Source organism: Pseudalgibacter alginicilyticus (assembly GCF_001310225.1).
In the GTDB taxonomy this organism is placed as follows: Bacteria; Bacteroidota; Bacteroidia; order Flavobacteriales; family Flavobacteriaceae; genus Pseudalgibacter; species Pseudalgibacter alginicilyticus.
The window spans coordinates 88,934-114,137 of record NZ_CP012898.1 but is presented as its reverse complement, the minus strand read 5'-3'; the positions used below and the strand labels follow the sequence as shown (position 1 = coordinate 114,137).

Genomic DNA, 25,204 nt, shown 5'->3' with positions numbered 1-25,204 from the left:
ATAGATGAAATTTATAGTTTCAAGCACCTATTTATTAAAGCAATTACAGGTTTTAGGAGGGGTTATAAATAGCTCAAATACCTTACCTATTTTAGACAATTTTTTATTTGAATTAGACCATACCACATTAACGGTTTCTGCAAGCGATTTAGAAACTACTATGGCGTCTTCTTTAGAAGTAGAAAGTGATAATACGGGTAGCGTTGCTATTCCTGCTCGCTTGTTATTAGACACTTTAAAAACATTTCCTGAGCAACCACTAACCTTTGTTGTTGAGGACAATAATACCGTTGAAATTAGTTCTAATCATGGTAAATATGCATTGGCTTATGCAGATGGTAATGAATTCCCTAAAGCTGTAGCCTTAGAAGACCCAAGTAAAACAGTTATTACAGGTGATATTTTGGCTACTGCTATCAGTAAAACCATTTTTGCCGCTGGAAACGATGATTTACGTCCTGTAATGAGTGGCGTGTTTTTTCAATTTTCTACAGAAGGATTAACTTTTGTAGCTACCGATGCTCATAAATTAGTAAAATATACACGTGAAGATGTAAAAGCTAATCAAGTTGCGGAGTTTATCATGCCTAAAAAACCTTTAAATCTTTTAAAAAGCATTTTAGCAGCAAGTGAAGACGATGTAACAATTGAATACAACGATTCTAACGCTAAATTCACTTTTGAAAACTCAGAATTGATTTGCCGTTTGATAGATGGAAAATACCCAAATTATGAAGCTGTTATTCCAAAAGAAAATCCGAATAAATTAACAATTGCCAGAAACCAGTTTTTAAACTCTGTACGTCGTGTTAGTATATTCTCAAACAAAACAACACACCAAATACGTTTAAAGATTGCTGGAGCTGAATTAAATATTTCTGCAGAAGATATTGATTACAGTAACAAAGCCGAAGAGCGTTTAACGTGTGATTATCAAGGTGATGATTTACAAATTGGCTTTAACTCCCGTTTTTTAACTGAAATGCTAAATAATTTAAGTGCTGATGAAGTGCAATTAGAAATGAGCATGCCTAACAGAGCTGGTATTTTAACACCAATTGACGGTCTTGATGAAGGTGAACAAGTTACTATGCTGGTAATGCCAGTGATGTTAAACTCATAGAGAATAAATTACTCAATAAACAACAACAATATTAGTATAAAAAAAGCGCATCTAAATGATGCGCTTTTTTTATACTGGTAATGAAATATTAAAAATTTACTTCTATTAACAAAAAACTGAACCAACCTTGCTACTAACACCTTTTAAAACACTTACTTTAAGACAGTTAACCTGTACATCAAAATTCTTGTTATACAATTCATCAAGAGTCTAATTCTATCATAAAGTGAAATGGTATCATTGAATTCAGGAAATCCTAATGATTTTAATCTTTTTTTTGCTAGTTGCAAATCCTTCTCACTAAAATAATCAAACATTATTTCACTACTATAGGTATCAACTTGAATAGCAGAAATATTTTCAATTTTAGATAATTCTTTGTTAATCAATTTAACACAGCCATCACATACTAAATTTTGAACTATTATGATTGTTTTCATTTTAATACAGTCTTATGTTTTTGTCAAACCACTTATAAAACTCATCTACGCATCTTTTAAATTTTAAATATCTTCATGCATGACTAAAAATGGAATTTTTATATAAGATGCGAGTTTTTCAACAGTGTGTGTTGAAAAAAAACGTTCTAAAAAGGAGTACTTTCTACCTACCATAGCTAAAAGTTTTATATTGTTATCTTTAATATAATTATCTATGGTTTTGTATACATTGTTGTTTGTTGCATACATATATTCATAAACCACATCATCAAAGTATTCATTAAAAAAATCAATGCCTTTATTCATGTTATTTGTTGTTTCATCATTTTCACTAACATGCAAAACATACAATTTAGAATGACATCTTTTGGTTAAATTTATAAGTGGTTTTAAATCTCCTTGATGATATAAACTTTGAAAGCTTGAGGTAAAGGCTACAGCATTTAAATCTTTATACGTACAGCCTTCAGGAATGGCCAATACAGGTGTATTGGATCGCTGCATAACTCGGACGGTGTTACTCCCAAAAATAACCTTTTCTAAACCCGAAGCTCCTTTGGTACCCATTACAATTAAATCAATATTATTTATTTTAGTGGTTTGATTTAAAGAATCAATAAAATTATCATAATCTACTATAGAGTGGAATTGATGCTTTGTATTATTATGCTTCTTTTTAATTTTAGAAATTAAATTTTTAATAGACTTTTTGGCTGCATCAACTATGGTTTGATAAATAGTTGCTGATGCTGACACAACTACCATATCATCAGAAATAAATGTAGATGACTTTTGTACATTAATAATGTAAAATTCGCAAGAAACATCCTTAAACATAACCATTGCATATTCTATCGCATTTATTGATATTTTAGAAAAATCTGTAGGTAGTAATATGGTTTTCATAACGATACAGTATTTACAATACAAAGTAAATTTAACATGACATCATAAAAAAAACTATGACAATTATCAGTCAGCTATATTTTAGATCAATGAATAAAAAATTAGCATTATTATAGAATGCATTGTATTTTCGGCACAATAAATGAGCGACCCTTCTTATTAACTTTATGTTATTTTATGAAACACATGTATTTCTTAGTATTTTTTTTAGTCGCTCTAAGTGTAGGCGCCCAAAATAACGCTATAGCTGCAGGAGAAAGACTAACCTACACAGCTTCTTACAATATGTCTGGAATTTTAACAAACATTGCAGAAGTCACAATGGAAACAAGTGCTATTAAAACATCAAAAGCCACCTTATTAAGACTTAAATGTACAGCTGCCACATATAGTAAATGGGATCATTTTTTTAAAATTAGAGATTTATATGAAAGTTATGTAAACCCTAATACATTAACGCCATATTTATATAAGCGAGATATAAATGAAGGCAATTATTATAAGTTTGTTCAATATACTTTTAGCCATAAAACAAATACAGTAAAATCAATTCAGCGTAAAAGAAATAATCAAGAGCAAAAAAATGATGTTAGTATTAAACCTGACACCAAAGATATAGTTTCTACACTCTATGGCATTAGGTTGTTTGATTTTAAAAACATGACTATAGGTACCCATAAATCGCTTAATATCCTTTTTGACCGAGAAGAAGTAAAAGCTCAAATCACCTTCCTTGGCAAAGAAACTATTTCTACCGCTATAGGTAATAAATTATGTTACAAATTAGCTATTTATACTTCAGATGATGTGCTAAAGGGAGGAACAAAAAGTAACCTTGTTTGGTTAACAGCCGACGACAATAAAATAATAGTATATGGCAAATTTAATATTCCTGTTGGAAACGGCGAACTAAAAATCAAATCAGCCACTGGCTTAAAAAACTAGCATACCTATGAAACAACTATCTACCATTATTGCAGTTATAGCATCAATTTTCGCTATTGTTTTTTCTGTACTTCCTATCTCTAACTTAGCGATATTACCTGCCATAATAGCTCTTGTTTTTGGATATATTGCTTATTATTTATCTAAAAAAACAGGCCAAGTAAAAAAAATTATTCAATTTACATTTTTTCTAACTATCATTTCGCTTTCTATTACCATATACAAGGCTATATTTACAAATACAGAGGTTGGTAATACACAAGAATTAATCAACAAAGAGAATGCCTCTAAAGACGAAGCTCTTGAAGAATTAGAATCCCTTGACATAGAAGAAATCGATTTTGAAGAGGCGACAATTGAATAATTCTCATCAACTCGCCTTTGTTTATTCTATTTTTGATAAAAATAATTGTCTAATATTTTTCTTACATTATTATATTGTAAATTGCAAAACATTAATTATTCCATTTTAAATAAATCAGAACCATACTATGAAAACCTTTTGCATTCTCTCGGCATTTGCGTTAGTTGGTAAGTGTGCCACAACAAAATACACTACAAAAATTCAAAATTTAAAAGATAGCATACAAATCGTTGACAGTAGTCTTGTAAAAAAATATGCTAATACAATTACTGCTGAAGAATTAAGCCTGCATCTTTACGCTTTTTCTTCTGATAAGCATCAAGGTAGAAAAACAGGTGAAATTGGTCAAAAATTAGCCGCTGAATTTCTTAAATCCTATTATCAGAATGAAGGTATTAATTCACCACTTGGAGACTCTATTTACTATCAAGTAATACCAAAATCTTTTTTTCCAAAAAATATTGAATCATCAGAAAATGTATTAGCCTATATAAAAGGCACTGAAAAACCTGATGAAATTATTATCATTTCTGCACATTTAGATCATTTAGGGCTTACTAATGAAGGTCAAATATATTATGGAGCAGACGATGATGGCTCTGGCACTGTAGCTATCATGGAAATTGCCCAAGCCTTTAAACAAGCTAAAACTGAAGGCTACGGCCCTAAGAGAAGTATTTTGTTTTTACACCTAACAGCTGAAGAGTTAGGTAAATTAGGCTCAGATTATTATACACAAAACCCCATTTTCCCCTTAAAAAACACCGTTGCAAATTTAAATATAGATATGATTGGACGTGTAGATAGAATACACAAAGAAAACAAAAACTATATGTATTTAATTGGCTCCGATAGATTAAGTAAAGAGCTTCATTATCTTTCTGAAAAAATAAACAACACCACTACCAACATAAATTTGGATTACAGATACAATGAGCTTGATGACGAAAACAATTACTACTCAAGATCCGACCATTATAATTTTGCAAAACACGGCATACCTGTTATTTTTTATTTTAATGGAGAACATAAAGATTACCACCGTGAAACCGATACACCAGATAAAATTGATTATGAGTTGCTAAAAAAGCGTACGAAACTTATATTTGCTACAGCTTGGCAAATTGCCAATCAGGAAAATCGTATTAAAGTTGACAAGAGCATATAACCAGAAACCATGAAAAAAATTCCCTTCTTATTAAGTATATTCATCTTAATCTCCTCTTGTGGAGCTTGCCAGAATAAAAATAATGATAATAAAAAAACAACAAATGCCAATACGTACGCTAAAACCATAACGGTGTCAGAATTAAAAGAAGCGCTTTACATATATGCATCAGATGATTTTGAAGGCAGAAAAACAGGAGAACCTGGGCAGAAAAAAGCCATTGAATTTATTAAAAAACACTATCAAAATAACAATATACCTTCCCCTATTTCTGACGGCGATTATTTTCAAGAAATACCAGAATCATATTTTGAAGGAAAAGCTAGCGGTGATTCTGAGAATGTTTTAGCTTATATAAAAGGCAGTGAGAAACCGGATGAAATTGTTATTATATCTGCACATTTAGACCATATAGGTGTTTCTGGAAATGGCGAAATTAATAATGGCGCTGATGATGACGGCTCAGGCACCGTAGCAATTTTAGAAATGGCCGAAGCTTTTAAAATAGCTGCCGATGCTGGAGATGGCCCTAAACGCTCAATTCTCTTTTTGCATGTTACAGGTGAAGAAATGGGGCTTTTTGGTTCGCGTTATTATGCTGATGTAGACCCTGTTTTTCCTTTAAAAAATACCGTTGCCAATTTAAATATTGACATGATTGGACGTGTGGACGCTAAGCATGAAGGAAAAGAAAATTATTTATACCTTATTGGCTCAGATAAACTCAGCACAGAATTACACGACATATCTGAAGCTGTAAATAAAGCATATGTTAATTTAAATTTAGATTATACCTATAATGACGATAATGATCCTAACCGCTTCTATTATCGATCAGACCATTATAATTTTGCAAAAAACAACATTCCAGTTATCTTTTATTTTAATGGTGTACATGCCGATTATCATAAACCTACAGATACGCCAGATAAAATACATTATGAGTTTTTAGAAACACGTACACGCCTAATATTTCATACAGCTTGGGAATTAGCCAATCGTGAAGAACGAATAAAGTTAGATTAAATGACTTTATTCCAGTTATTTATTAATCTTTAGCCAATTAATAATTTTTAGTTTCATCTAAAAATGTTCTATATACATTTTAGCAGATTTATTTAAAGCCTACCTTATTATGCTTTTATAAAATTAAGGCTTGGATTTATTTGTTTGTAAGAAGAAGGCAAAATAAAAATTGAAACAGCTAAGGATACAATACATGCTGATTGTTTTAATTAAAAAAATAGAAGGTTTAGACTCATTTATAAATTATTAAACAAAAAGTTATAAATGAGTTTTGAACTATTCATAACTTTTAAAATAGCATTCAATCCCCTCTACACTGTTTCAAATAAAAACTTATTCCTAATGTAAAAAATTAGTTCTTCCTTTAAAACAAAATGCACCCATAAATAAAGGTATTGTATATACCTTCATGGTCACAAAATCAATCCCTTTAAAAGCTTACACGCAATACCATTTGCTATCTGCTAAATTTTAATTCCCGCTCTCGCTTATCCTAAGCAATATTTAACTTAAAAACCAATAGGCTTTTAGGTTAATCAAAATTCCAATACAGCACAAACATTCATCTGCCTATCAATATATTTATAGATTATAAAAACAATTTAAATATTGATTTAAAATAAAACTGTGAAATAAAAAATTATGAATATTATAGGAAACATTATCAAAAACGTTATTGACATTACAGAAAAATTAACTCCAGAAACCAATCCTTCTGAAAGTCAAAAAGAGGTGTTAAAAACATTACTACATAAAGCAAAAGACACCGCTTTTGGTAAATTTTATAATTTTGATAAAATATTAGAGTCCAATACAATTCAAAAAAGCTTTTCTGCCACCATCCCTTATTTCGATTACAACAAAATTAATGATGAATGGTGGAGTCAACTTCATCAGGGAAACAGTAATATTACATGGCCTTCATCACCAGATTATTATGCACTGAGTTCTGGCACAACAGGTAAAACTAGCAAACGTATTCCTGTAACTCAAGATATGATTGATAGTATAAAATCCGCAGGTATACAACAAATTGTAGCATTAAGTCATTTTAATTTGCCAGCATCATTTTTTGACAAAGGCATCTTAATGTTAGGAAGTTCAACAGATTTAATTGAAAAAAAAGATCATTTAGAAGGAGAAATTAGTGGTATAAGTGCTCACAATATTCCATCATGGTTTAGAGGATATTATAAGCCAGGAGAGAAAATAGCAAAAATAGATGATTGGGATCAACGAGTTAAAAAGATTGCAAAAAAAGCTAAAGAGTGGGATATTGGTGCTATAAGTGGAATTCCCTCATGGATTGAATTGATGCTTACAGAAGTTATTAGTTATAATAAAGTAAAAAATATTCATGAAATTTGGCCAAACTTAGAAGTATATACATCAGGTGGTGTTGCATTTGGACCTTATGAAAAAAGCTTTAATGCACTATTGGACAGACCAATAACAATTATTGACACCTACCTAGCTTCCGAAGGTTTTATTGCTTTTCAAGCTAGACCAGAAACCAATGCCATGCAATTAGTTACTAACGGTGGCATTTATTTTGAATTTGTTCCGTTCAAACCAGAATATATCAATCAAGATGGGTCTTTGGTATCGGATGCTCCAGTATTAACTTTAGACGAAGTAGAATTAAATAAAGACTACGTGCTTTTAATTAGTACTGTCTCCGGTGCTTGGCGTTATATTATTGGAGATACTATCAAATTTACAGATATTGAAAGAGCAGAAATTAAAATAACAGGACGAACTAAATTTTTCTTAAACACTGTTGGTTCTCAACTTTCTGTTAATAAATTGGATGATGCCGTTAAACATTTAGAAAATAATTTTAATATTAAAATAAAAGAATATACTATAAGTGCAAAACGTTATGATGATGAGTTTTACCATAGTTGGTATTTAGGTATTGATGACATTATTGAAACTGATTTATTAGTAAAAACCTTAGACGATTTTTTAAAAAAAGCCAACAAAAATTATCGCATTGCACGCTCCAAAGCATTAAAAGGCATAAAAGTGAAAACAGTACCCACCTCCATATTTTATAATTGGAATGCCGTGAATAAAAAAAAGGGAGGACAAGTTAAAATGGAACGAGTTATGAATGAAAATAAATTTGCTGAGTGGGAAGCTTTTGTAGAAAAAAATTAACTCTCTATTCCAATTCAGACAGTTTTGCTTTTTCATCTCGTTCTTCAACCAAAATCATAATTTCTTCGGGTGAAAGGTAAAAACGTTTTATTCTATTGGTATAAATTTCAGGAAAACCCGCTTCATTTAAAATAAAATCTTTAGTCGCTAAAATATAATCTTCCATACCATGTATAACCGCAAACGTATCGGCACTCCTTTCTGCGCTCTTCAATGCCTTTTTAGAAAATAAATATCCTATACCAAAACCTATTAAGTTAAAACCACTTCTGTGTTGATAGTCCATAATATGCCCTAATTCATGCCCCAACCAACCTATAAGCACATTAGATGGTATGTTTTTAGTTTCATATACCGTATCCAAAATTTTAAAGTTTTCACTAATTAACACCTTGTATTTGCGCTTTGACTTCTTACAAAAAACACTCCAGAAGTTTGGCTGTGCCTGCATAGTTGATTTTTTTATTTTATTTTTAAATTTAAATTCTATAGGTACTTTTTCTAACTCAGGATAATAAGATAATGCTTTTTTTACTTCGGTTTCAATTGAATTAGGATAGATGTGTTGAGCATTCAAATTATATAAGTTTAAAAAAATTAATACTAAAATAAAATTGGTTTTCATTAACTTGTTTTATAATAAAGGGCTAAAAAACTTGGCAAGGCCTTCTATAAATTTTTGAATTTTAGATCTGTTTTTAAAAACGTTATAAGATAATTTATCCGCATTTGAACATTCAATATTAAACTCGTCTAGAATTTGATTAGTAATGGTTTTATCATAAATAACAGCATTAGTTTCAAAATTATGCTCAAAGCTTCTTTGATCAAAATTACCAGAACCCACTGATGCTATTTCATTATCAATAATGATAACTTTACTATGCGAAAAACAATCGCGTACATAAACATTGATACCTACAGACAGAAACTCTTCAAAATTAGAAAACATAGAATAGGTTGCCAAAATAGAATCTCCTTTTTTAGGCACTAATAAGTTAACTTCAATACCACTTTGTGCCGCTATAACCAAAGCCTGCAATACTGCACTCCCTGGAATAAAATAAGGATTTGCTATAAAAATATTCGTCTCAGCTAAACTTATCATTGCAATATATTGCTGCATAATGGCTGGCTGGTTTGAATCTGGACCACTCGTTACAATTTGAACTGGTGAATTTCCAGCTTTCATAGGTTTAGGAAGATACTTAGAATCTAGCAGCATTTTCTTTTTGCTAGAAAAATGATAATCTTTAATAAAAACACGATGTAAACTATTTACAATTGGTCCTTCTAATTGAAGATGTAAATCTTTCCACACACCAAGGTCTGATATGGGCTTTATACATTTATCTGAAACATTTACGCCACCAGTAAAACCTACTTTTCCATCAATTACAATAATTTTACGATGATTTCTATAATTTAAAGTAAACAGAAGATTACCAAATCGAATAGGCATTACAGGATAAGCCTTCACTCCAATGTCTCGAAACCGTTTTTTTAATTTTCCACTAAAAGTAAAACTTCCAAACGAATCGTAAAGCAATCTTATTTCTACACCCTCTTTGATTTTAGTTTTAAATAATTCATAAAATTTATCTTGTAGCTCACCTTTCTCAAAAACATAGTATTGTACATGTATAAATTTTTCTGCTTTTTTTATAGCTTCAAAAATAGCCTCAAACGTTTCTTTTCCTGTATTAAGAACTTCTACTTTATTATCATCTGAAGCATACAAAAAAGTGGTATTAAAAATAAGTTTTGAAAGTTTTTTTGATTTTTCACTTGCAAAGTCCTTTTTAAAATCACTATAATATTCTTTCTTATTTTTTATGTTATATAGGTTTTCTCTTTGAGACCTTTTTAATTTAAAGAACTTAAATTTTCTTCTATTAACTCCAAATAAATAATATAATAATGCTCCAGCAAACGGAAAAACAATAATAGTAAATACCCAACTTAAAGATTTGGTTGCTCTAGAGCCATACATAATAACGTTATATATAGCCCATAAGTTTACTATTAAATATAATATGAGAATTAATTTATTCATACAAATGTAAGGTAACACAAAACCCGTATATCAGGCAAAAAATTATTATTATTTAATTTTTACTAAAGTGTAGCAAAATTTTATTAAAACAGAAATTAAACTTCGGCATGCTTATCCACCTATAATTTCACCTCCATTTACATGAATGAATTGCCCTGTCATATAACTACTACTGTCTTCACTTGCTAAAAAAACAAACGCAGGACCTACTTCACTTGGTTGCCCTGCTCTACCCATAGGGGTATCTTGTCCAAAATCTGCTATATCATTAAAACTAGCAGGGATAAGTGGTGTCCAAATTGGCCCTGGAGCCACACCATTAACGCGAATGTTTTTACTTGCTAATTGAGCAGACAAAGACCTTGTAAAACTTACAATAGCACCTTTTGTAGTGGCATAATCAACTAAATGGTTACTTCCTCTGTATGCCGTAACTGAGCTGGTATTTATAATAGTATCACCTTCTACTAAGTACTCTAAAGCTGCTTTCGTTAAATAAAAATAAGGGTATATATTGGTCTCAAATGTTTGTTGTAATTGTTTTTTAGTTATATCAAACAAAGAATCTTGAGGAAATTGTATGGCTGCATTATTTACTAAAATATTCAATTGTCCATATGTTTCAATACATGCCTTAACACAAGAAATACAATGAGCCTCATCTGATAAGTCTGCTTTAAGAAGCAAACACTTTCCTCCCATATCTTGAACTTTACCCTTTACAGATTCGGCATCTTTAGTCTCTTCTAAATACACCAATACTATATGGGCGCCTTCCTTTGCAAAATGTAATACTGTACTAGCTCCTATACCACTATCCCCTCCAGATACAAGTGCGACTTTATCTTTTAACTTCCCCGACCCTTTATAATTTTCACGTATTAATTTTGGAGTGGGAATCATTTCATGTTCATTGCCTGGCTGGGTCTGTGTTTGCTCAGGAAATTTTTTTGGCTTATTCATACTCATGTTTTATTAATTATCAAATTAAGACTTAAAATTGTTAAGTTTTAAACCTATTTGAATTAAAAATTAACTCAATAAAGTTGTGAATAGCATTTATATAAAAAAGCAACATAGTTTTTACAGTTATTATGATATGCGATTGGGTTAATTTATTAAAAAACTATCCTCTTTATTTGTAATACAGTCTTAAATGAATATAAAACACATGGGAATGATAGCTACTAAAGAGAATGAAATTAAATTATATTATAGTTCAGAAACTCCAATTGGAAAACAAGCTTATGCTTATGTTTCTTCATCTAAAAAAAAAGTATCAGCAATTGATGTGTCTAAAACAAAAGTACCTGGTAGCCATTGGGTAGAAATTGCCCATGGGTTAAATTTAGAGGTACAAAAATTAATAAATAGAAATCATCCAGATTTTATTAAACAATATGGAAACAAAACTATTGATTTAGATCAGCACGATTGGCTTCGTATTTTAGAAAGCCACCCCGAAACGCTCGCATTTCCTATAGCTATTACAGGAACTAAATTAATTGCTATTCATACCCCTTCCGATTTTGTAAAGTATATAGATTCTGACGCTAAAATCGGGTAAAAAATGAGTACTTTAAAAAACAATAATAAGCAAAAAATCAGTTGTCATTTAATATTAAATAGCAACTGATTTTATATTTAATTTAAAAGATTTTATCTATAAGTTAAATCTTTTTTCTGCCTGTAATTAATGAAATAACAAATAGAGCAATAAATATAAAGAATAAAACTTTTGCTATCCCTGCGGCACCAGCGGCTATACCACCAAAGCCTAATACACCTGCTATAATTGCTAAAATAATAAAGGTAATTGTCCAACGTAACATAATATTAATTTTTTAGTGAATAAATAAAAGTGAATCGATTATTAATCTGTCATCACTTTTTCTTACTCAAAGCTATATAAAACTTAAACGTATGTTTAACGCTATTGCATTTCTTATTAGCACAAACGCATATGAGTATAATTTATCGTCTAAAACGGAAATATGTTTGCAATGGATGTTTTTTATTCTGAAGCATAGCATGGATAACACTCATGCCTATCACAGAAAATGTGATACCATTACCTCCAAACCCTAATACAAAATAACTATTAGGAAAATCTGGATGTTTGCCAATATAGGGCAATCCATCTTTTGTTTCTCCAAAAGTACCTGCCCAAGCAAAATCAGATCTAAAATTATAGTCTGGTAGTAATCTATTTAATTTTTTGGTAAGCTTTTTATTTTTAAAGTGCAATAATAGATCGTTTTTTTTAGTATTTACAAAATCTTCGTCTTCACCACCAATAAGAATTCTATTATCATCAGTGGTTCTCATATACAAATAAGGTTTTGCTGTGTTCCAGAAAAGTGTATTGTTTAAGTGAGACTGATCGTCAATATTCTGCTCTCCAATAATAGCGTAAGTTGAAAGTAATTTTACAAACTTTTCTTTAATAAGTTCTGTACTCTCAAATCCGTTACAATAAATAACTTTTTTAGCTTTAATAATATTTCCAAATTCTGTGGTAATAAAAACACTGTCTGGGGTATATTTTACAGAACTAATTTCTGTTTTATCAAAAATCTGTAATCCTTTTTTATAATTATGAAGTAATAAATCATGTGTTAATCTAAAAGCGTCAATACTTCCTCCTTGTTTAGATAGAATACCTCCATGAGCATTTTTAATTTTATAATTATCTTCAATATTTTCTGAAGTAAGCCACACAACGGGTAGTCCACAATGTCTCCGCGCTTCAAATTCCTTTTTTAACTTAGGAACATCTTTTTTGTAAGCAGCAAAATAAAGCGATTCTTTTTTTTTAAAACCACAATTAGATTTTATATTTTTCACTAATTTTTCTAACTCATCAATAGAATTGTAACAAGCCCAATAATTAGCTTCTGCAGCCGTTTTGCCAATCATTCCTGATAATTTATATAATGGAATATCAATTTCATATTGCAACATACTTGTTGTTGCAGAGGTACTTCCATTAGCCACTTCTCTCCGATCAACTAATATTGTTTTATAGTTTTCTTTTATACATTTGTGAGCAATCAAGCTACCTGTAATACCGCCTCCAACTATTAAAATATCTGTTTCAATATCTCGCTTTAGTGAGGGATAAGAAGCCAATAAACCGTTTTTAATTAACCAAAATGGTTCGTTTGAAGTAAGTATCATAATTGAAAAATCAGCCTTTTAAAATTTTACTCAAAAAGTACCATTTAGGCTGTAATAGCCAATCTGTTTTGTTGATTCTGATAATGTTTAGGACTGCAATTGTACTTAGCCTTAAATATTTTAGAAAAATAGCTCCTGCTAGTAAGTCCAATAGTATAAACAATTTCTGAAATATTGAGCTCGGATGTTCGTATTAAATTTTCTGCCGTTTCTACCCGAACATTTCTAATAAAATCTGTCACCGTTCTGTTGTGCATTATTTTAAAGCCTTCTTGTAATTTAATAGGAGATAAACCTGATTTTATGCTTAAATATTTTAAACTGTACTGTATTTCTGGGTAATTTCTAATAAATTCAGAGATGTCTTTCAAGGCTTCCATCTCAGATTGTGATAAAGAGGTGCTATTATTTTCTGCATTTGATAAATCGTCTTTGTGCTGCTCTAACTCCAAGGCTAAAATTAAATATACCGTACTATTTATTAATAAATTTCTAATCAATCCTTTTTGACTAATATTATTTAAATGCTCTATCTTTTCAACAATCTTTAAATTAAAGGAACCAATATATGTCAATTCATTATTTTTTTGACTATTTAAAAATGTATCTTGTAAGTGAATTTTTAAGTCGCTGTCTAATACAGTTAAAACATCTACCAGGATTAAGGAAATTTTTACTTCTTCGCCTTTTTTGAAAAACATAAATGTTCTTTTTTTAGCTGAATTTGAAAAAATACCTGTTTGAAATTGAGAGAGTTTATTTTTTGTTCCATGTTCTCCAAAACTCTGAATAAGGCTACCTTTAGAGCAATATCCAAAATGGATAGAGTTTGAATTATCGTGTCTATAGGTTAGTGTAACATCATCTTTAAAAAAAATATTATATTCTATATACGATATTGCTGGTTCTACAGAAATTCCCGAAACAAAGCCTTCTGCAATATCATTGTTTATTTCCAATCTATATTCTTTAGATTTTGCTGTAAGTTCTCCACCTAATTGGGCTTGTATCTGCTCAAAAATTAATAAAAGATTGTTTGATGTTATTGATATAGTATTCATATTGTATTTTTTAAGTTATTATACCGATTGTTTTGGAAAGGCTTAGGGACACTAAAAATTATTTCTCTCTATTTTTCATTTACAGGAAAAACATCTAAATCATTATTTTCAATATTAGCAGGTGCTATATAATTTACAATAAACTCCTTAAGATTTAAGGTGCGTTTTACAATGGCATTTTGCTGGCTTTTAAAACTTGAATTTTTCATGGCTATTTTTTTTAAATTAGACAATTATCTTTTCACATTACAAAGTTCCGTGATTAGTAGTGTCATCCCGTTACATAATTTTTTTGTTATTTTATATAATTTGAATTAAGCGTTATCAATAATGGATTAATGCGCATAGAAAACTATTAGATAGCAACAATTTTTAAAATCAATAACGTCAATACTTTTAGTGATTCGATTAAACTTATTTATGGAAACTAACTTATTTTGAATAAATATTTTCTATGAATGAACAAACTAGCATACAATCTAACACCACATTCAAATTACCTCATTTACCCAAGCTTTTAATTAAAACCTATAAGTCATGGATAAAAAAAGAGCCTTTTAAATTAGGAGCAATAGTGGCTTATTATGCTATATTATCACTTCCTGCATTTCTAATTCTTCTATTAAACATAGTGGGAACAATTTGGGGAAGAGAACTAGTTAGGAATGAATTGCAATCTGAAATGTCATCTGCTTTAGGACCAGATACGGCAGCAGCCATTTTAAGAATGATTTCTGAAAAAGGAGATCAATCTACCTCTTCATTTGCTACCATTTTAGGCATTGGAGTCTTGTTATATGGTGCTACAGGTGTGTTTTATCAATTGCAAAATGCTTTAGATGATATTTGGGAAACGGAACAAACATTTTCAAACGGAATTGTATCTACTTTATTAGGGAGGTTAAAAAGTTTTGGATTTATATTAATTTTTGGATTCCTATTATTAATTAGTTTTGCGCTTACTGCTCTCCTCACGGCTTTTGCAAACAGAATATCAAATTTATTTTCAACAGATGTTGTAGGAATCGCTTATTTTATTGACATTGCCCTCTCTTTAATTTTTATTTACATTTTATTTGGAGCTATGTTTAAATATTTACCAAGTAAACCCATAAAATGGAAAGCCGTACGAGTGGGGGCTGCTTTAACCGCTTTTTTATTCATTATAGGTAAATACATTCTTTCTTATTACTTTGGCAAAACAGAACCTGGCTCTACCTATGGAGCCGCAGGGTCTATAATTATTGTTATGCTTTGGACTTCATATTCCAGCCTCATTCTATTTTTTGGAGCACAGTTTACAAAAGTTTATTCTGATAGATATTTAAGCTCTAAGAGTTGATTTAAAAAGTTTAAAATACTCCAATTAATTAGATGCTTTACTTGATTACGCTAAAAAAACTTCTCAATAGAGTTAATTTCATTTTTTAGTTAATTATATTTTTACTCCAAGGTATTTGATAAATCACTATCACCTTAAAAAATATAATATAAGTAGTATTCTATGATTTGTAGCTGCCTTTTTTACAATCATTTTGGAGTCATTACAATTCTCTATAATATCATTTCAAGAAAGAAAACCTTTAAATTAGGTTAAAACATTACAATTAACAAAAAATATGAAAAGACATACCACTGCCGTTTGGAGCGGTACAGTAAAGGAAGGAAAAGGATATTTAGTATCTGAAAGCAAAGCGCTACATAATATGCAATATTCCTACAATAGCCGCTTTGAAAATGGAACAGGTACCAATCCAGAAGAATTATTAGCAGCTGCTCATGCGGGGTGTTTTACGATGCAATTAAGCGCTAATTTAACAGACGCTGGTTATACTCCTGAAGTTGTAGAAACCAAATGCTACATCATATTGGAAGATGGTGCCATTAAAAAATCTGAACTTGTTGTTAAGGCTAAAATCTCTAATATTAAAAATGATGAATTCCAAAAAATAGCTAACCTGGCCAAAGAAAACTGCCCTGTTAGCAAAGCCTGTAAAGCCTTAGATATTAGCTTAAATGCCAGTTTAGAACAAATAAATTGATATTTATATCTTAAAAACCAATTCATACCTATGTTACATAAACCTCTTTTAATTTATTTAGCTGATGATGACAACGAAGACCGTATGCTTTTTAAAGAAGCTTTAGATGAGTTGCAAATGGATGTTATTGTTCAAGACTTTGATAATGGTGTGACGCTTATGGAGCACCTATTAAAAACAGATACCCCATTGCCTGATGTTATTTATTTAGATTTGAATATGCCTTTAATGAATGGCGAAGAATGTTTAAATGATATAAGAAATGAACCGAACCTTTTGGATATTCCAATAATTATATATTCCACCTATATTGATGAAACAATGTCTGACACATTGCAGGATAAAGGAGCAAACTGGTATTTAATGAAACCTAATACTTTTGGTAAACTTAAAAAGTTGCTACGAAAAAGTTTAAACTATGTTTATAGTGGTTCTGAAAACACTGCTTCAAATTTGGAATTTGTAATAACCACATGATTAATACCCCGAATATTCTTTTTTTAAAAAGATACCAATCTTTTATCATTTGAATTCCAGTAATGAGCGGTGTCAATATTTACATTCAGTAACACTAAATTAGAATCATCTTTATCATCAAACCAATTGTTCATCTCTGAATTCCACAATTCAACTACCTTCATTTTATCAACAATATGAGTTGCATTCCCATACATAGAAATATACGTTTGATTGGTATTATCAACATATATAATCTGCACTTTATTATCAAACTCAATGTCTGTAAAATGACTACTCTCTTTTGAAGAAAAAAACCAAATATCACCTTGTTCATCTATCTCTTGAATAGTCATTGGGCTAACCGAAACAGGGGTTTTATTTAATGCTGTTAACAGCATAACCACTTTAGGTTCCTGTATAAGCTTGCTTATTTTTTCTAATTTTTCTTTGCCTTTTATATTATATTTATTAGTATTCATCTTTTATTACTTTTTTTTTTAATAACTTATTTTAGGCCATATGTACTCGGCATTCCTGTGCACAAGCTATACAAGAAGCTGCACAAACTTTACAATGTTCATGAGCATGCTGCTGGCACTGTTCTGCGCACCACTCACAAATTTCAGCACATAACCCACAATATTTTTTCGTGAATAAATTATCAGCAATCATAAATTTGATACAAATCAAACATGCATCCACACAAAGCATACAACATTTGGGGCAATCGTTTCCGCTTTCCTTTCCCATCATTTCTGAAAGACATTTTTGACAATCTATAATGCATTGCTGACAAGCCTTAATACAACTTTCATAACTACGTACCATACTCTATAATTTAGATTAATATTTATTATTTCTAAAATAAAATAATGCCACGACGTTTTTTTTCTCAATAGAAAAAAATTTTAACCCAATAGATTAATTCTTAACCAAATAGAATTTATTTAAAATGATATATTAAGCAAAAAAGTTATTGCTCGGGTAGATACACATCAAATTGTGCTCCAATATTTTCAGTTCCTTTTGCAGTTATATAGCCACTATGGTTTTCTACAATTTTTTTACATATTGCTAAACCTATACCTGTGCCTGAATATTCATTTTTTTGATGCAAACGTTGAAATACCTCAAATATTTTTTCGGCATACTGTTGTTTAAAACCTATACCATTATCTATAAATGATATTTTATGGTATTGCTTAAATGCTTTAGGAATAAAATCAGGCATTTCTGTGGCTGATACCTTAGCATAATGAATTTTAATTTTAGGCACTTCATCCACTCGCTTATACTTTATAGCATTACTTATTAAGTTAGTAAACAACTGATCCATTTGAAATGTTACTCCCATAATTTTTGGTAGTTTATCCGAAACAATCTCTGTATAATAGGTATTGCCAATGTTACTCGTTAAATCTTCTTTTACTTTATCAAATACATGATTCAAATCTACTTTTTCAAAATCTTTTTTACTGACATTAATTTTAGAATAGGTAAGCAAATTCTCTATCAGTGATTGCATTCTACTAACCGCTTTAATTACTTTTCCAAAATAATCTGCACTTCTATCTGAAAAATTATCAGCCTCTGTATCCTTTATTCTTAGGGCAAATAATTGAATTTTTCTTAAAGGTTCTTGTAAATCATGACTTGCCACACGGTTAAATGATTCAAGTTCATTATTTTTATTTTTTAATTCCAAATTACTTTTTAACAACATGGCTTCAGCCTGAATACTTTCAGTTACATCTTGCACAACGCCAATCATGACCCTTTTTCCATTTTTATTTATAAATTGGCCATTGGTTTTAAAATGTTTTATGGTATTTTGTTTGGTTATTACACGATAAGTATACTCGGTTATTTCTTGTTCTGTTAGCACTTTTGCACCAACGCTATCATATTGATTTAAGTCTTCTGGATGTACAAACTCTCTGTATTTATCTAATGAAGGTTCAAACTCTTTTATTTTACAACCTAACATTAAATAAAAATTATCTGAAATTTCAGAAACACCAGTATCCAAATACCAAATAAAATTACCAATTTTAGCAATGCGTTCAGCTTCCGTTAAAATGGAGTTCTGTATAACCAGTTGCTCATTCAGGTTTACTAATTCATTTGCTTTTTCTTTTTCCTCAGTAACATCTCTAATGGTAATAGTAACACCATCACCTAATTTAATAGCTGTAGCCTTAAACCAATGTATCTGACCATTTTTAGTAAAAGGAACTTCATATTCTTCAGCTTTGTCATTTTCAACAGCACTCACTAAATGCTCAAAAACTCCAGAATTAAACGTATTTGGAAAGACCTCCGATAATTTTTTATTTTTAATATCATCTGGAATATCACCTGTTACGGGGCTAATTTTGTCATTAACAAATAACACCTCAAAGTCAATAATCTTACCACTCTGTTCTCTAATACTTTTATAATGCATCACTATATGTGAAATACTTTTAAAAATGTTAGTTAGAAAGGCCCGATTGTCTAACAACATTAGATTTTGATTTTCCAATCGATTTTTAAGCGCCAATTCCATTTCCTTTGATTCTTCATCTGCAGTAGAATTACGAGAAGTAACCAAAACACCATCAACAAGAGGTGTTGCTAAAGAATGAAACCACATTTTCTTTTCTTCAACAAATATTTGTCTATCAAAAATAACTTTGTCCTTATTTTCATAAGCGTCTATTAATTCCTCTATCTCATTTAATGATGTATGTAAAGGATAAACATTTAATACTGTTTTCTCCATTATATCATCTGGTTCAAGCCCTAAATAATCACGATTGCAATCATTCGCGTATATAATTTTAAAATCAATTATCTTATTATTAGTATCAAATATAGGTTCATAATAATTAACAATATTATCGGTTGTTGCTAACACACTTTTTAAAAAAGCTTCAGACTTCCGGACTTTCAACTTGTTATTATAAATCCTAAAAAATGAAATAACAAACACAAATAAGGCAAAAAAAGCCAATATTAAAAGCATATTAGGCGTAAAAGATTTATGCGAAATATAGGTTACTTTCCTTTCATTCATTAAGCGATTTTCATCCGAGAGCATTCTATCTTTTATGCTTTTTATTTCAACTAATGTATTATTAATTTTTGCCTTCTGTGATTGATTTGTTAAAATAGTATCTTCACTATCCTGATAATCAACAGAATCTAAATCAATAAGTAAGCTGTAAAGTTTATCTAATAATGATTCTAATGGCTTAATACGTGCTGAATGTAAAGTATTGTCTTTTGTTAGTACTTTTAAAGTATCTATTATAGATTTGCCTTCTAACTTATAAGAGTCAAAAACAGTATTTGGATTTTTATGGTTTAATAAATCTTCCCTAAATTCTTCTGATTGAGCTTTAGTAAAATGAGTCGTTAAATCTGCTATAACATTGTAAACTTGCAAAGTATGTACTACCTTATCAGCAGATTGTTGTGTTAACATAATTTGTCGGTAAGTGATACTTGTGGTAACCAACAACATTATTATTGCAGCAAATAGTAAGACTATATAAGTTTTTGAAGAAGTATATAACTGCTTAAAATTCATATTTTAAATACGAAATATAAAAGTTTCTTTATTTAAATTAGAAGTATGAATTACCCAATTAATTTTAAGAGTTTTCTCAACCATTTCACATAATTTAGTAAAACAACTTGGTTTATTTATATAAATATTGGCCCCTTTTAAATAAGAATCTTCAATATCTTTTTCTGAAGAAGAAGTGGAATACATTGCTATAAATAAATCTTTTAATTTGGGGTTGCTACGAATTTCCGTTAAACACTGAATGCCATTCACTTTAGGCATATTTATATCTAAAAAAATTAAATTTGGAAGTTCTACGTTTGGCTGAAAAAGATAATCTAACAATTCCTGACCATGTTTAAAAAGAGACAATGAAGTTTGTAAAGATATCTCTTCTAAAGCTTCGCTAAATAACATCCTATCATCCTCATCATCATCTGTTAAAATCACCTTATATATAGTATCGCTCATTTATTTATTGTGTGTAAAGTTTAATTTAACATATTGCTTTATCGTAAAAATATTTCACACAATCTGCACTATTACTACAAAGAGCAGACGAAATATGTAAATAAAAAAGCTAGACTCTTAAAAAAGCATGATGTAAAATATTGGTGTTTTTTTTTATTGAAAAAATCATTTCACATCAAAACTTTTATAGTATGAAAGGTATAACTTTAATTTGATAAATAAAACGTTTTATTCTATATTATAATAACTTATAAAACCTATTAAATGAGCATGATAAATAAATTATGATTTTTGAAATATAATTTATTATGACTTAAAAATATCTAATTGATAAGAGATATTATTTTTTATTAGTAACATTTTCAGCATTAGAAACATTGCTCTCTGGTATTTTCTTAAAAAATTCTGCCACTTCCAAATCAGCACTAGGACCATAACCTAACAAAAATGTACCTTTTTCACCATGACTTGTTTTTATAATATAAAGAATAGATAAATCAGAAGGGTCACTCATACCTTCATAGCGATGTTCTGCAACAATAAATATATCATGAGGTGCATAGTCCTCTTTCGTTTCACTATTTATGAGTTTTCCATTTTTAGCATGAAAATTAGCTGTAAACCCCTTTTCTTGATAAATTTTTATAAAATCTTTTTCATGCTTAGCAAATTCATTTTCCATGTCTTTATATTTTAATATTAAATTATTTATTTAAGGTATATCATTAATTAAAAATTCATCTATTACATACACCATGTGAACATCAAATTTGCAAAAAAAACTATAGAGATATTGACCCAAATGCTATGGTATTTAGCTCTATTCATTTTTTATTTACGAAACTGAATAGCAGGTAGTATAAACTCATTTATTAAGATAATTTAGTGGCATCCACCAATGCTTTCAACTCATCTTTCTGGAGAGCTTTTCCATAAATAGCTTTATGAGGATCCATAATATTTGTATCACTTAAATTTCCAATATACAGGGTATCAAATCCTATATCTTCAATAAGTTGTTTTCCTACACTCCTACCTTCTTCATCTTGAGCTGCAAACGGAATAGTTAGCTTATTATAGGTTTTAAAAGCGTCATTTTTTAAATGTTCTGCCTGTATCGTATTAAATGCCTTAACTGTTTTTGCTGTACCAAATTTCATTGCGGTATATTCTGAAGCATTATAATTTGCTTCAATAACTTTTTGTGCAAGAGCGCCATCTCTTTGTGGATATGGATTTGTAGCATCAATAATTACTTTATCACGATACTCACCTGCATATAATTCTGCTATTTCTCCAATAGCATTAAATGGTACGGCCAATAAATAAACATCTGCATTGGCTATAAAAGCGTCTGCTACTGATACCGCTTTAGCATTTTTACCAGATTCATTAACCAAACTTTTGAGGTTTTTTGGGTGTCTTGAACTAAACAAAACTTGATGTCCTACCTTACTCCAATGTTTCCCTAAATTACCTCCTATATTTCCACTTCCTATAACTCCTATTTTCATAATATTTATATTTTAAAATTGTTATCACTACATGCATTTTGTGGTTAATTGCTTTTCAATAACTACAAATTCATGATAGGTTAAGTTAATTGATAATTCAGTTAACTTTTAACGTAAACCAACATATTATTAACTTGATAAATTAAATACGCTAACCTCAACAATAAATAACGTTTGCCTAATAATATGTGAATAGATTAATGGCTAAACTTAAATACTGCTTACAATGATTTTAAACAGAAAACTTAATTTTAGATACTAGTTTTATATAAAAACGAAAGAATGAAATTTAGAGCCTGTTACATTCTTTACCAAATTCTTTTTTATAAATTCGAACCACTAACATGAACAGACTGATTAACAGCGGGCCAAAAACCAAACCTATAAAACCAAAAAGTGGAATTCCAATAATAACCCCTATTAATGTTATTAAAGGATGAACATTATCTAATTTTTTTAATACATATAAACGGATAATATTATCTGTAAGACCAACAACAACAATACCGTATAATAGCACACCCCATGCTTGCAATGTATCTCCATTAGAAAGAGCCAATATAAATACTGGAATGGTTCCAAGAAAATTTCCAACAAATGGAATCATAGAACCAATAGTTACAACAACAGCCCAAAAAAAGGGACTTTCAACACCAAATATTATAAAACCTATTAAAGAAACAAGCCCTTGAGCTATGGCCACCAAAGGAATACCCAATGCGTTTGAGCGAACCATCTCATTAATTTCTATACCTAAAGTTTTAATATTGTCCTTGTCAATGGGAATATAATCAACCAATGTTTCTTTAAGTTGCTTACGATTTGTTAACATGTAAAAAAGTAAAAAATACATAATTGAAATAGCAACAAAAGTACTAAAAGTACCTCCTAAAATATTAGTAATGCTTTTGGTTACGCCTTCTGAAATTGAGGTAGCATCTATTTGATCTGTAATATTGTACCCCAGGTAGTGTTCCCACTCTTCTGATTTCGCTTTAATAGCATTTATAACTTTTTCAGAATTTTGAGTTGCATTACCAATTTTATCACCCAACATTATCACGGCTCCTGCTATGGGAAGCAAAATAGATATAAAAGATAAAAACAAAAGTAATCCAGCTGCCATGTTAGGATTCCAACCTTTCTTTTCCAGTGTATTCATTAGTCCTTTTAATAATATAAACAGAGTAATAGCTCCTAAAATACCTGAAAAGTATGGTATCATTTCTCTAAAAATTAAGCTTCCCATTAGAATTATTAATAGCAGCGAAAATATTTGACGTATTATTTTTGGGTTTATTATATTCATTTCATTGATTTATAAATAAAGGTAATTAGTTATTTCTTAAGGCATAAATAAGCTCAGCTTTATTCATTTTAGATCGTCCATCAATACCTACATTTCTTGCCTGTTCATACAAATCCTTTTTTGTCCATTTTTCATAGGCTTTGGCTTTACCCCCTTTTTGGCCTGCATTAGGGGTATTGGCTATTCTTGCTGATTTTTGTTTGCTATAACCTTTCTCTCGAAGTGCTTCATATTGATCTTCGTTTTTTACACTTGGAATGTCCATAACTCTATTTTTTAATTAAAATCTGTAATTTATAATTCAAATTTTATAATAAAAGTCTAAGCTACTTAACCTAATCACATTTATTATTAACTCCAATCCAAAATAGACTTTTACTATTGCATTAAGAAATTATTTTTTTGAGTTAATGAAAAAGATTTTGTTCCTATAATTTTATTACAAATTATTAACTTAAAAATTTTAAATCATGAATAAAGATCAAATAGAAGGTAAATGGAAGCAAATTAAAGGTAAGTTAAAACAAAAGTATGGAAATCTTACCGACGATGACCTAACTTATTCTGAAGGTAAATTCGACGAAATGTTGGGTAATCTTCAAGAAAAAACAGGACAGAAAAAACAAGATTTAAAAAATGAAATTGAATCTTGGAAATAAACTTTTAATGATTAATAGCAGTATCCTTCTATTCTAAAAAATTAGGAGGATATTTTTTTATATAATGAATTTTAAAAACAACTAAATGTTCATTGTTTCTATTACCAATTCAAATATTGCAGTGTTTTTAAATTATTTATATTGCAAGAAAAACTACATAAAAACAAACATGAATGATTTTTTAATAGGGATTGGACAACGCATTAAAAAAATTAGGAAGAAAAATGCTATGACAATTAGTAAATTAGCGGATAATGCGGGGGTAAGCAATGGGTTAATTTCCAGAATTGAAAACGGGAGAACCATACCTTCTTTACCTGTTTTGTTAGAATTAATCAATGCTTTAGAAGTTAACCCTAGTAACTTTTTTGAAGGCGTTGAAAAAAAAGCGGGAGCTAAATATATTCATGTAAAGAAAAAAGATCAGAATTTAATTGAAAAAGAAGTTGATGCTAAAGGATTTGAATATTTTCATATTTTTAGCAAAAGTTTAAATACAATTGGCTTTGATGCTACTATTTTAACCATTTCGCCAAACTCTAAAAGAGAAAAAGTTGTGACTGAAGCTTGGGAATTCAAATATATTCTTAAAGGCTCATGTACTTACATTATTGATGATGAAGAGGTGGAAGTAAAAAAAGGGGACTCCATTTATTTTAATGGCAAAATCCCTCATGTCCCTGTTAATAAAACAAATAAAGAATGTATTATGCTCATTCTATATCTTTTTTCAGAAACCCTTTAAAAATACTTTAAACAATATTT

29 protein-coding genes are annotated in these 25,204 nt (G+C 29.6%); 12 read left to right on the top strand and 17 right to left on the bottom strand.

All coding sequences use genetic code 11. The annotated features are described in order from the left end of the window. Positions 1-4 precede the first annotated feature (4 nt). Positions 5-1,123 (top strand): DNA polymerase III subunit beta, encoded by a 1,119-nt coding sequence (gene dnaN, locus APS56_RS00460; protein WP_054723757.1) that lies wholly within the window; start codon positions 5-7, stop codon positions 1,121-1,123. Between the two features lie 152 nt (positions 1,124-1,275). Here the strand turns inward: dnaN and APS56_RS00455 are convergent, their stop codons facing one another. Then, on the bottom strand, positions 1,276-1,563 hold the full coding sequence (locus APS56_RS00455; protein WP_054723755.1) for a heavy-metal-associated domain-containing protein: 288 nt from the start codon (positions 1,561-1,563) through the stop codon (positions 1,276-1,278). A gap of 63 nt (positions 1,564-1,626) precedes the next feature. Next, positions 1,627-2,469, bottom strand: coding sequence for a universal stress protein (locus tag APS56_RS00450; RefSeq protein WP_054723754.1), 843 nt, complete (start codon positions 2,467-2,469; stop codon positions 1,627-1,629). A gap of 186 nt (positions 2,470-2,655) precedes the next feature. On the opposite strand from APS56_RS00450, the gene APS56_RS00445 reads away from it, so the two are divergent. The 5 genes from APS56_RS00445 to APS56_RS00425 all read left to right on the top strand — a co-directional run bounded on the left by APS56_RS00445 (position 2,656) and on the right by APS56_RS00425 (position 8,135). Beyond that, the gene (locus APS56_RS00445) at positions 2,656-3,414 is read left to right on the top strand and encodes a DUF3108 domain-containing protein (protein ID WP_236778442.1); all 759 of its coding nucleotides are present in this window, start codon (positions 2,656-2,658) and stop codon (positions 3,412-3,414) included. Positions 3,415-3,421: 7 nt separating this feature from the next. After that, entirely contained in the window at positions 3,422-3,778 is a 357-nt protein-coding gene (locus tag APS56_RS00440; RefSeq protein WP_054723750.1) for a hypothetical protein, read from the top strand. A 127-nt stretch (positions 3,779-3,905) separates the two neighbouring features. Beyond that, positions 3,906-4,946, top strand: a complete 1,041-nt coding sequence (locus tag APS56_RS00435; protein ID WP_054723749.1) for a M28 family metallopeptidase — start codon at positions 3,906-3,908, stop codon at positions 4,944-4,946. A 9-nt stretch (positions 4,947-4,955) separates the two neighbouring features. Then, the gene (locus APS56_RS00430; protein WP_054723747.1) at positions 4,956-5,972 is read left to right on the top strand and encodes a M28 family metallopeptidase; all 1,017 of its coding nucleotides are present in this window, start codon (positions 4,956-4,958) and stop codon (positions 5,970-5,972) included. A 642-nt stretch (positions 5,973-6,614) separates the two neighbouring features. Next, positions 6,615-8,135 (top strand): GH3 family acyl-acid amido synthetase, encoded by a 1,521-nt coding sequence (locus tag APS56_RS00425; RefSeq protein WP_054723745.1) that lies wholly within the window; start codon positions 6,615-6,617, stop codon positions 8,133-8,135. Positions 8,136-8,139: 4 nt separating this feature from the next. On the opposite strand, the gene APS56_RS16840 is transcribed toward APS56_RS00425, so the two are convergent. The 3 genes from APS56_RS16840 to APS56_RS00410 form a co-directional block, all read right to left on the bottom strand. Beyond that, complete coding sequence (locus APS56_RS16840; protein WP_054723744.1) at positions 8,140-8,760, bottom strand: hypothetical protein; 621 nt, start codon at positions 8,758-8,760, stop codon at positions 8,140-8,142. 9 nt (positions 8,761-8,769) lie between these two features. Beyond that, on the bottom strand, positions 8,770-10,191 hold the full coding sequence (cls, locus tag APS56_RS00415; RefSeq protein ID WP_054723742.1) for a cardiolipin synthase: 1,422 nt from the start codon (positions 10,189-10,191) through the stop codon (positions 8,770-8,772). 111 nt (positions 10,192-10,302) lie between these two features. Next, positions 10,303-11,154: an SDR family oxidoreductase gene (locus APS56_RS00410; RefSeq protein ID WP_054723740.1), complete on the bottom strand. Its 852-nt coding sequence runs from the start codon at positions 11,152-11,154 to the stop codon at positions 10,303-10,305. A 193-nt stretch (positions 11,155-11,347) separates the two neighbouring features. Here APS56_RS00410 and APS56_RS00405 point away from each other — a divergent pair, with 193 nt between their 5' ends. Beyond that, complete coding sequence (locus tag APS56_RS00405; RefSeq protein WP_157757583.1) at positions 11,348-11,758, top strand: arsenate reductase family protein; 411 nt, start codon at positions 11,348-11,350, stop codon at positions 11,756-11,758. A gap of 103 nt (positions 11,759-11,861) precedes the next feature. Here the strand turns inward: APS56_RS00405 and APS56_RS16675 are convergent, their stop codons facing one another. The 4 genes from APS56_RS16675 to APS56_RS16895 form a co-directional block, all read right to left on the bottom strand. Beyond that, positions 11,862-12,023, bottom strand: a complete 162-nt coding sequence (locus tag APS56_RS16675; protein ID WP_082379205.1) for a DUF1328 domain-containing protein — start codon at positions 12,021-12,023, stop codon at positions 11,862-11,864. 142 nt (positions 12,024-12,165) lie between these two features. Next, entirely contained in the window at positions 12,166-13,371 is a 1,206-nt protein-coding gene (locus APS56_RS00400; protein WP_054723734.1) for an NAD(P)/FAD-dependent oxidoreductase, read from the bottom strand. Between the two features lie 44 nt (positions 13,372-13,415). Further along, positions 13,416-14,432 (bottom strand): helix-turn-helix domain-containing protein, encoded by a 1,017-nt coding sequence (locus tag APS56_RS00395; protein WP_054723733.1) that lies wholly within the window; start codon positions 14,430-14,432, stop codon positions 13,416-13,418. Positions 14,433-14,500: 68 nt separating this feature from the next. Continuing rightward, complete coding sequence (locus APS56_RS16895) at positions 14,501-14,641, bottom strand: hypothetical protein (RefSeq protein WP_157757582.1); 141 nt, start codon at positions 14,639-14,641, stop codon at positions 14,501-14,503. Between the two features lie 245 nt (positions 14,642-14,886). Here APS56_RS16895 and APS56_RS00390 point away from each other — a divergent pair, with 245 nt between their 5' ends. From APS56_RS00390 to APS56_RS00380, 3 genes are all read left to right on the top strand, one after another. Beyond that, positions 14,887-15,774 (top strand): YihY/virulence factor BrkB family protein, encoded by an 888-nt coding sequence (locus APS56_RS00390; RefSeq protein ID WP_054723732.1) that lies wholly within the window; start codon positions 14,887-14,889, stop codon positions 15,772-15,774. A 277-nt stretch (positions 15,775-16,051) separates the two neighbouring features. Continuing rightward, the gene (locus APS56_RS00385) at positions 16,052-16,474 is read left to right on the top strand and encodes an OsmC family protein (protein WP_054723731.1); all 423 of its coding nucleotides are present in this window, start codon (positions 16,052-16,054) and stop codon (positions 16,472-16,474) included. A 30-nt stretch (positions 16,475-16,504) separates the two neighbouring features. Continuing rightward, a complete protein-coding gene (locus APS56_RS00380; RefSeq protein WP_054723729.1) occupies positions 16,505-16,951 on the top strand; it encodes a response regulator in 447 nt (148 codons plus the stop codon). Positions 16,952-16,974: 23 nt separating this feature from the next. On the opposite strand, the gene APS56_RS00375 is transcribed toward APS56_RS00380, so the two are convergent. From APS56_RS00375 to APS56_RS00340, 8 genes are all read right to left on the bottom strand, one after another. After that, entirely contained in the window at positions 16,975-17,412 is a 438-nt protein-coding gene (locus tag APS56_RS00375; protein ID WP_054723727.1) for a pyridoxamine 5'-phosphate oxidase family protein, read from the bottom strand. Between the two features lie 31 nt (positions 17,413-17,443). Then, entirely contained in the window at positions 17,444-17,761 is a 318-nt protein-coding gene (locus APS56_RS17320) for a four-helix bundle copper-binding protein (protein ID WP_054723725.1), read from the bottom strand. Positions 17,762-17,906: 145 nt separating this feature from the next. Continuing rightward, on the bottom strand, positions 17,907-20,507 hold the full coding sequence (locus APS56_RS00365) for an ATP-binding protein (RefSeq protein WP_054723723.1): 2,601 nt from the start codon (positions 20,505-20,507) through the stop codon (positions 17,907-17,909). 3 nt (positions 20,508-20,510) lie between these two features. Beyond that, complete coding sequence (locus tag APS56_RS00360) at positions 20,511-20,957, bottom strand: response regulator (protein ID WP_054723721.1); 447 nt, start codon at positions 20,955-20,957, stop codon at positions 20,511-20,513. 340 nt (positions 20,958-21,297) lie between these two features. Then, positions 21,298-21,639 (bottom strand): hypothetical protein, encoded by a 342-nt coding sequence (locus APS56_RS00355; RefSeq protein ID WP_054723720.1) that lies wholly within the window; start codon positions 21,637-21,639, stop codon positions 21,298-21,300. A 190-nt stretch (positions 21,640-21,829) separates the two neighbouring features. Continuing rightward, on the bottom strand, positions 21,830-22,471 hold the full coding sequence (locus tag APS56_RS00350; protein ID WP_054723719.1) for an NADPH-dependent F420 reductase: 642 nt from the start codon (positions 22,469-22,471) through the stop codon (positions 21,830-21,832). 289 nt (positions 22,472-22,760) lie between these two features. Further along, positions 22,761-23,780 carry an AI-2E family transporter gene (locus APS56_RS00345; protein WP_054723713.1) on the bottom strand — a complete coding sequence of 340 codons (1,020 nt, stop codon included), beginning with the start codon at positions 23,778-23,780 and terminating at the stop codon, positions 22,761-22,763. Positions 23,781-23,805: 25 nt separating this feature from the next. After that, positions 23,806-24,045 (bottom strand): Rho termination factor N-terminal domain-containing protein, encoded by a 240-nt coding sequence (locus APS56_RS00340; RefSeq protein ID WP_054723712.1) that lies wholly within the window; start codon positions 24,043-24,045, stop codon positions 23,806-23,808. Between the two features lie 205 nt (positions 24,046-24,250). On the opposite strand from APS56_RS00340, the gene APS56_RS00335 reads away from it, so the two are divergent. Next, entirely contained in the window at positions 24,251-24,439 is a 189-nt protein-coding gene (locus tag APS56_RS00335; protein WP_054723711.1) for a CsbD family protein, read from the top strand. A gap of 169 nt (positions 24,440-24,608) precedes the next feature. Continuing rightward, positions 24,609-25,184, top strand: coding sequence for a helix-turn-helix domain-containing protein (locus APS56_RS00330; RefSeq protein ID WP_054731032.1), 576 nt, complete (start codon positions 24,609-24,611; stop codon positions 25,182-25,184). Positions 25,185-25,204: the final 20 nt, after the last annotated feature.

Coding starts and splice junctions, on each gene's coding strand:
- APS56_RS00395 (WP_054723733.1), bottom strand. CDS start 14,432: ATGAATACTATATCAATAACATCAAACAATCTTTTATTAATTTTTGAG.
- APS56_RS00455 (WP_054723755.1), bottom strand. CDS start 1,563: ATGAAAACAATCATAATAGTTCAAAATTTAGTATGTGATGGCTGTGTT.
- APS56_RS00385 (WP_054723731.1), top strand. CDS start 16,052: ATGAAAAGACATACCACTGCCGTTTGGAGCGGTACAGTAAAGGAAGGA.
- APS56_RS00335 (WP_054723711.1), top strand. CDS start 24,251: ATGAATAAAGATCAAATAGAAGGTAAATGGAAGCAAATTAAAGGTAAG.
- APS56_RS00435 (WP_054723749.1), top strand. CDS start 3,906: ATGAAAACCTTTTGCATTCTCTCGGCATTTGCGTTAGTTGGTAAGTGT.
- APS56_RS00440 (WP_054723750.1), top strand. CDS start 3,422: ATGAAACAACTATCTACCATTATTGCAGTTATAGCATCAATTTTCGCT.
- APS56_RS00405 (WP_157757583.1), top strand. CDS start 11,348: ATGAATATAAAACACATGGGAATGATAGCTACTAAAGAGAATGAAATT.
- APS56_RS16895 (WP_157757582.1), bottom strand. CDS start 14,641: ATGAAAAATTCAAGTTTTAAAAGCCAGCAAAATGCCATTGTAAAACGC.
- APS56_RS00330 (WP_054731032.1), top strand. CDS start 24,609: ATGAATGATTTTTTAATAGGGATTGGACAACGCATTAAAAAAATTAGG.
- APS56_RS00445 (WP_236778442.1), top strand. CDS start 2,656: ATGTATTTCTTAGTATTTTTTTTAGTCGCTCTAAGTGTAGGCGCCCAA.
- APS56_RS00425 (WP_054723745.1), top strand. CDS start 6,615: ATGAATATTATAGGAAACATTATCAAAAACGTTATTGACATTACAGAA.
- APS56_RS17320 (WP_054723725.1), bottom strand. CDS start 17,761: ATGGTACGTAGTTATGAAAGTTGTATTAAGGCTTGTCAGCAATGCATT.
- APS56_RS00345 (WP_054723713.1), bottom strand. CDS start 23,780: ATGAATATAATAAACCCAAAAATAATACGTCAAATATTTTCGCTGCTA.
- APS56_RS00430 (WP_054723747.1), top strand. CDS start 4,956: ATGAAAAAAATTCCCTTCTTATTAAGTATATTCATCTTAATCTCCTCT.
- dnaN (WP_054723757.1), top strand. CDS start 5: ATGAAATTTATAGTTTCAAGCACCTATTTATTAAAGCAATTACAGGTT.
- cls (WP_054723742.1), bottom strand. CDS start 10,191: ATGAATAAATTAATTCTCATATTATATTTAATAGTAAACTTATGGGCT.
- APS56_RS00355 (WP_054723720.1), bottom strand. CDS start 21,639: ATGGAAAATGAATTTGCTAAGCATGAAAAAGATTTTATAAAAATTTAT.
- APS56_RS00450 (WP_054723754.1), bottom strand. CDS start 2,469: ATGAAAACCATATTACTACCTACAGATTTTTCTAAAATATCAATAAAT.
- APS56_RS00350 (WP_054723719.1), bottom strand. CDS start 22,471: ATGAAAATAGGAGTTATAGGAAGTGGAAATATAGGAGGTAATTTAGGG.
- APS56_RS00340 (WP_054723712.1), bottom strand. CDS start 24,045: ATGGACATTCCAAGTGTAAAAAACGAAGATCAATATGAAGCACTTCGA.
- APS56_RS16675 (WP_082379205.1), bottom strand. CDS start 12,023: ATGTTACGTTGGACAATTACCTTTATTATTTTAGCAATTATAGCAGGT.
- APS56_RS00375 (WP_054723727.1), bottom strand. CDS start 17,412: ATGAATACTAATAAATATAATATAAAAGGCAAAGAAAAATTAGAAAAA.
- APS56_RS00390 (WP_054723732.1), top strand. CDS start 14,887: ATGAATGAACAAACTAGCATACAATCTAACACCACATTCAAATTACCT.
- APS56_RS16840 (WP_054723744.1), bottom strand. CDS start 8,760: ATGAAAACCAATTTTATTTTAGTATTAATTTTTTTAAACTTATATAAT.
- APS56_RS00365 (WP_054723723.1), bottom strand. CDS start 20,507: ATGAATTTTAAGCAGTTATATACTTCTTCAAAAACTTATATAGTCTTA.
- APS56_RS00410 (WP_054723740.1), bottom strand. CDS start 11,154: ATGAATAAGCCAAAAAAATTTCCTGAGCAAACACAGACCCAGCCAGGC.
- APS56_RS00360 (WP_054723721.1), bottom strand. CDS start 20,957: ATGAGCGATACTATATATAAGGTGATTTTAACAGATGATGATGAGGAT.
- APS56_RS00380 (WP_054723729.1), top strand. CDS start 16,505: ATGTTACATAAACCTCTTTTAATTTATTTAGCTGATGATGACAACGAA.
- APS56_RS00400 (WP_054723734.1), bottom strand. CDS start 13,371: ATGATACTTACTTCAAACGAACCATTTTGGTTAATTAAAAACGGTTTA.